The 5,394-nt window shown below is 50.2% G+C and carries 6 protein-coding genes; 3 read left to right on the top strand and 3 right to left on the bottom strand.

Features of this window, described 5'->3' with window-relative positions; all coding sequences use genetic code 11:
* Positions 1 to 71 precede the first annotated feature (71 nt).
* Together WBV27_RS04175 and WBV27_RS04170 are read right to left on the bottom strand one after the other, a co-directional pair.
* The gene (locus WBV27_RS04175) at positions 72 to 1,478 is read right to left on the bottom strand and encodes an alanine/glycine:cation symporter family protein (protein WP_424199695.1); all 1,407 of its coding nucleotides are present in this window, start codon (positions 1,476 to 1,478) and stop codon (positions 72 to 74) included.
* A 66-nt stretch (positions 1,479 to 1,544) separates the two neighbouring features.
* Positions 1,545 to 2,765 (bottom strand): MFS transporter, encoded by a 1,221-nt coding sequence (locus tag WBV27_RS04170; protein WP_424199693.1) that lies wholly within the window; start codon positions 2,763 to 2,765, stop codon positions 1,545 to 1,547.
* A gap of 349 nt (positions 2,766 to 3,114) precedes the next feature.
* On the opposite strand from WBV27_RS04170, the gene WBV27_RS04165 reads away from it, so the two are divergent.
* Positions 3,115 to 3,777: a TVP38/TMEM64 family protein gene (locus WBV27_RS04165; RefSeq protein ID WP_424199691.1), complete on the top strand. Its 663-nt coding sequence runs from the start codon at positions 3,115 to 3,117 to the stop codon at positions 3,775 to 3,777.
* 46 nt (positions 3,778 to 3,823) lie between these two features.
* On the opposite strand, the gene WBV27_RS04160 is transcribed toward WBV27_RS04165, so the two are convergent.
* The gene (locus WBV27_RS04160; protein ID WP_424199689.1) at positions 3,824 to 4,411 is read right to left on the bottom strand and encodes an ECF transporter S component; all 588 of its coding nucleotides are present in this window, start codon (positions 4,409 to 4,411) and stop codon (positions 3,824 to 3,826) included.
* A gap of 180 nt (positions 4,412 to 4,591) precedes the next feature.
* Here WBV27_RS04160 and yidD point away from each other — a divergent pair, with 180 nt between their 5' ends.
* The gene (gene yidD, locus WBV27_RS04155; RefSeq protein WP_424199687.1) at positions 4,592 to 4,873 is read left to right on the top strand and encodes a membrane protein insertion efficiency factor YidD; all 282 of its coding nucleotides are present in this window, start codon (positions 4,592 to 4,594) and stop codon (positions 4,871 to 4,873) included.
* A gap of 45 nt (positions 4,874 to 4,918) precedes the next feature.
* Positions 4,919 to 5,200 (top strand): phasin family protein, encoded by a 282-nt coding sequence (locus WBV27_RS04150; protein ID WP_424199685.1) that lies wholly within the window; start codon positions 4,919 to 4,921, stop codon positions 5,198 to 5,200.
* Positions 5,201 to 5,394: the final 194 nt, after the last annotated feature.

The raw sequence follows: 5,394 nt of genomic DNA, 5'->3' as shown, positions 1-5,394 counted from the left end.
CCGCCGCCGCAACATAACAGGATATGGATCATATGCTTTCCTCCATTTTTTTGATAGGTACATCATAGCACTCAATGGAAGCGCTTGAAATGTTTTTTTGTTTGGATAAAGGAGGCATAGGATTGGTCCTTCGGCCGGATCGTTTTCGGATCAGCGAAGAAATCGTTCGTCAGCGCGACGATGGGCCCGACCAGGCCGATCAAAGCGATCAGGTTCGGGATGGCCATCAGCCCGTTGAACAGATCGGAAATCTCCCAGACGACATCCAGTGTCGCTACTGCTCCATAGACGATGGAACCGACGAAAAAGATCCGATAGACAAAGATGGATTTTTGGCCGGCGATGTATTCGATCGTTTTTTCGGAATAATAATACCAGGCGATGATGGTCGCGAAGGCGAATAGGACGATGCCGATGGAAATGATGTATTCCCCGCCCGGGATGACGGCGCTGAAGGCCCGATTGGACATTTCCGTGCCATCAATCGAGGCATCCTTCCAGGTTCCGCTGATGATGATCACCAAGGCGGTGATGGTGCACATGATGATCGTATCGAAGAAGACTTCGAAAGCTCCCCAACAGCCTTGGCGCGCCGGATGGTCGGTGTTGGCGGTGGAGTGGGCAATCGGAGCGCTGCCGAGACCCGCTTCATTTGTGAACACTCCCCGTGCGACACCAATCCGGGCTGCATACATCAAGGAAGCTCCTGTAAAGCCACCGACAGCCGCCGTGCCGGTGAAGGCATCCGTGAAAATTGTGGCGAGAGCGGACGGGATCTGGCTGCGCTGCATAATCAGGATAAAGATGGCCGCGCCTGTATAGATCAGCGACATGAAGGGAACCAATTTTTCCGCTACGCTTGCGATCCGCTTGATGCCCCCCACCACGACCAAGGCCACAAAGAAAGCCAAGAGCAGACCGGTTGCCAAGGCGGGTATGGAAACAGCGTCCTTCAAACTGCCGGCTACGGCATTCGCCTGGACGATGTTGCCGCCGCCGATCGAGGAAAAGGCCGTCAACAGGCAAAAAAGATAGGCCAGCTTCGGAAAACCAAGGCCTTTACTGATGTAATACATGGGGCCGCCCACATATTCACCTTTTGCGTTCTTCTCGCGGTAGGCGAGCGCTAGCGTGGTTTCCGCATATTTCGTGACCATTCCGAGGACTGCGGAGGTCCACATCCAAAAGATGGCACCTGGTCCGCCGACGCTGATGGCCACGGCCACGCCGACGATATTGCCGGTTCCGACCGTTCCGGCCAGAGCCGTGCAGACTGCCTGGAAGGGGGTGATCGTGCCGGCTTCGATTTCCTTCGGCTTCCGGAAAACCGTCTTCAGTGTGTTGGCCATCACTGTCCCGAAGCGGGTAAAGATGACGGCCCTGGTTTTGAACGTCAGATACAGCCCTGTCCCCAGCATCAGGATCAGCATAGGGATTCCCCAGATGATTGTGTCATTCAGCCATTTTACGATTTCCATCTTGATTTCCTCCTTTGGCGGAGTGCCGGCAGGAACAATAAGCGCTTCAGCGGAAGGGTGGACTTCTTATATGCCTTTATTTTTGCGCCCGTACAGACTGCTGACGGTGAGCGAGGTGCCGACCAATCCCAAAATGATGATATAGCCGGCGATGAAACCGGCCGAGATGTACCCGCTGAGCGTCAATGCAAATGCTGCCAACAGATCGGCTCCCTGGTAGGAGAGCGAGCTGAAAGCCAGATAAGAGGCTTGCTTGTCTTCAGGGACAAGGTCGACTTTGCGGGCATTGATGTTCGGGGAGGAAGCCAACTCGCCGACGGTCGCCAAGATCATCAACGGAATCAGGATATAGATATTGTTCATGATGGCAATCAATCCATAGCTGACGACATAGATCAAAAGGCCGTAAAGGATCGTCGCCTTTTCGGATCTCTTTTCAGTGATGCGCGAAACCAAGAAAGTGAACCCGACGACAAGCAGCGTGTTGAGGACCTGCAGCAGGCTGAGCATCCTGACGCCGTCGATCGGAACCGTGAAGAGTGTCAGCGTTGCGAACTCTTTCGAAAGCCGGACGGCGGTGTAGGTCTTCAGCGAAAATTCGGCCGTGTTGAACAGCGCCATGCCCATGATCAAGAAGAGCCAACGGGTATCTTTCGCGGCGATGCTGTAGTTCGAAAATAGGTCCTTCAGCCTGTTGTTATGCTGTTTCTGCGCGGTGGCATTCGTGTAGTCCAACTGGCTCCGAAACAACAGGGCTATCGCCAGTTGCGCTATCCCGGCCACCAGAAACAGTTGGAACAGGAAGTGCTGAAAAAGGAACCCGCCGAGCGAAAAACCCAGAGCCATCGACAAATTGAAGGTCCAATATTGCCATTGATAGGCCTGTTTCCGATTTTCGACGGTGGTGCAGTCCATCAGCACTGCATCGTAAGCAGGCGAATAGAGATTGAAGGAAATGCCGCAGACAAGGTAACCGAGAATCAACCACCCATCAGCCGAAAGCAGCCCTAAAAATCTGAGGGCGATCAAAAGCAACGATCCCCCATACAAGGTTTGGAAAAGATAAAGAATTTTCTTTCTCTGGAAATTATCGGCAAGATAACCGCCGACGATGCCTGCCAAAAAGCAGACGACCACATTTGTCATGACGAGCATCCCGGTCAGCTGTGGGTTGAAGATGCCGGCCAGATAGATGACCAGGAATGGGATCGTACAGGAATAGATCAAACTGTTTAGGAAAGAACTGGCCAAAGTCGATCGGATGTTCTTTGAGAATGTTGTTGCCATAAATCACCTGTCTTATTAAAGTTTCTATACACTGAAAGTATCACAGCCGGCGGGATTTTTCCAGCCGGAGCCGCCTTCAGCGCAAGACGGACTTACTTTTTGCTGCTAAGAAAATCTTAACTTTCTTTTTATGGACAAAACACCGGTAAGTGTTTATAATCGGGGAAGAAAATCCGACTTTAGTCAGAGGCAGGCGCACGTTGTTTGCATTATACTGAAGACACAGAAAAAGGAAGCGCCGTCAGAAGGCGCAGTTCACGGAATCGATAAGATAAATTCACAGAAAATTTATGTTTGTCAGGTATAATCGGAAATAGGGCAACACCAAAAAGTGATAAGAGGTGAAGAAGTGGAATTGGAGAACACCACCCATCAAGGGATTGCATTCAACCGTAGGATCGTTCAGATTTCGACGGTAGTGGGAACAGTCGTGACACTTATCTTAGGCATTTGGATCTATCGGACAGGCTTTTTTGAAGCTGAAGGCACTTTGAAAGCGTTGTTGGCCGGAATGGGCATTTATGCTCCAGTCATTTTCTTGTTGATCCAAATCATCCAGGTCGTCTATCCCATCATTCCGGGCGGAGTAACGGTCGTGGTGGCACCTATGGTGTTCGGTCCGCTGTGGGGATTCACATACAGCTTCATCGGCGTGTTGATCGGTTCGATCATCAATTTCATCTTGGCCCGAAAATACGGCAAGACATTCGTAAGAGCGTTCGTTTCCGAAGAAACCTACAGAAAATATTATGGTTGGCTGATAAAAGGAAACCGTTTCGAATGGCTGATGGCTTCAGCCTTTGCGCTTCCCGGCTTCCCGGATGATTTTCTCTGTATGGTCGCCGGTCTTACGAAAATGTCCATGAAGCGTTTCCTGGTCATTTTTCTCTTGTTCAAGCCGATCACCCTGTACTTCTATGGCATCGGCGGGGCATCGATTGTGACTTGGGTGTTCCTGAATATGCCGACCCTCATCAAAGGTTGGTTAGCCATTCAGCCGGTCTTGCAATAAAATCCAAAATAAAAACGATGAGCCATGGAGGCTCATCGTTTTTTGCTTATTTTCTTCTGACCTTCATCAAGGCTTTTGCGATGAATGGCGCGATCAAGCCAGCTGCGACAGCTTCGCCGATTCCGTTAGTTGCGACGATGCCGGCCAGCACCTTCAACAGGTTGGAGGGATCCACATTCAGGGCTGTTGCGTATTCATTGCCATAGAAAAGGGCGATGAATCCCAACACAAGCACCGTATTGGTCAAGGATCCCAAAACGGCAGCGATGACCATCCCGCGTTTTTCCTGTTTGCGTTTCAGGAAAGCATGGAAAATTAGTCCTGCCACAAGCCCTACCATCACGCGCGGTACGACTGCGATGATCGGATTGGTCCAGAGCAGCAGATCCAACGGAGAAGCCGGCAGTGTGTAGGCCTTGACCATGCGCGCCAAGCCCCAGACAAGTCCGACAAGCATGCCGTCCTTCGTGCTCAGGACGAAAGCGGCCACGATGACCGTGATGTGGATGATGGTCGGATTCAATGGCGGAATCGGAATATTTCCAAGGAAGGGAACGAATGTCTGGATGATGATGAACGCAGACAGAATGCCCAAAATGGCGATGCGGTAAGTTTTATTTTTTTGTGTTTGCATTTCGGCTCAACCTCTTTTTATATATGCATTTCGGCAAGCGCCGATATATAGGTATTCTACCAAATAGTTCCGGAAAAAAATAGCGGCAGCGGAAGTCCTTTTAATTTCAGGATACGGTATTATTTTATTTTAGGGAGAAAAAGGGTAAAATAGCAGTATAGAGCCAGAAAGGAAGCCGCCATGAAGAAAATTTTTATAGGTTTGATACGTGGTTACCAGAAAGTGATATCTCCACTATTCCCGCCGAGTTGCCGGTATTATCCGACCTGCTCGAACTATTCGGTCCAAGCCATCCAAAAACACGGCGCAATCAAGGGCAGCCTAATGGGCATCGCACGCATTCTCAGATGTCATCCTTTCGTTAAAGGCGGGTACGATCCGGTTCCGGAACAATTCAGCATCCGCCGCAACAAAGAAGACGAACACAGCCACTCGGAGCATGAACATTTCCATGAGCACTAAGATTTTCCGGATTTTCCCATTTCAACAATCAAAGGAGAGATTAAAATGGATGAATTAAAGAAGATTTTCTTAGCAGGTGTCGGCATGACTTCCACTTCGATCGAGAAGGCTGAAAAGCTGATCAATGAGATGGTCGAAAAAGGGCGCGTTACGGTCCAGGAAGGAAAAGAACTGCAGACGGAGTTGACCCGAAAAGCCACGGGCATCGTGCCGGCGACGAAGGCGGAGCTTGAGAATCTGCCTTTCGCCAAAAAAGAGGATGTGGAAGCGCTGGAAGCCAAAATGGATGCCATCAACGCTAAACTGGACCAGTTGTTGAACAAATAAGCAATCGCAAAAGATGAAGGAGGGGTCCGGATGGCAAGAGACGAACGGTTGCATGAAATAGTCCGGATCCTGTCCTCTTACGGGCTTCAATTCCTTTATCACAATCAGGTGAAGCCGAGCCGAAAAGATCAAGATCCGGAGAACCTTCGTCTTGCTTTCGAAAAACTCGGTCCGAGTTTCATCAAAATCGGCCA

It is taken from the genome of Trichococcus sp. (genome assembly GCF_049589555.1).
Classification (GTDB): Bacteria; Bacillota; Bacilli; order Lactobacillales; family Aerococcaceae; genus Trichococcus.
This window is presented reverse-complemented; position numbering and strand designations above follow the sequence as displayed.

Excerpts from the sequence above, each read along its gene's own strand:
- WBV27_RS04150 (WP_424199685.1), top strand. The coding sequence starts at position 4,919 with ATGGATGAATTAAAGAAGATTTTCTTAGCAGGTGTCGGCATGACTTCC.
- WBV27_RS04170 (WP_424199693.1), bottom strand. The coding sequence starts at position 2,765 with ATGGCAACAACATTCTCAAAGAACATCCGATCGACTTTGGCCAGTTCT.
- yidD (WP_424199687.1), top strand. The coding sequence starts at position 4,592 with ATGAAGAAAATTTTTATAGGTTTGATACGTGGTTACCAGAAAGTGATA.
- WBV27_RS04160 (WP_424199689.1), bottom strand. The coding sequence starts at position 4,411 with ATGCAAACACAAAAAAATAAAACTTACCGCATCGCCATTTTGGGCATT.
- WBV27_RS04175 (WP_424199695.1), bottom strand. The coding sequence starts at position 1,478 with ATGGAAATCGTAAAATGGCTGAATGACACAATCATCTGGGGAATCCCT.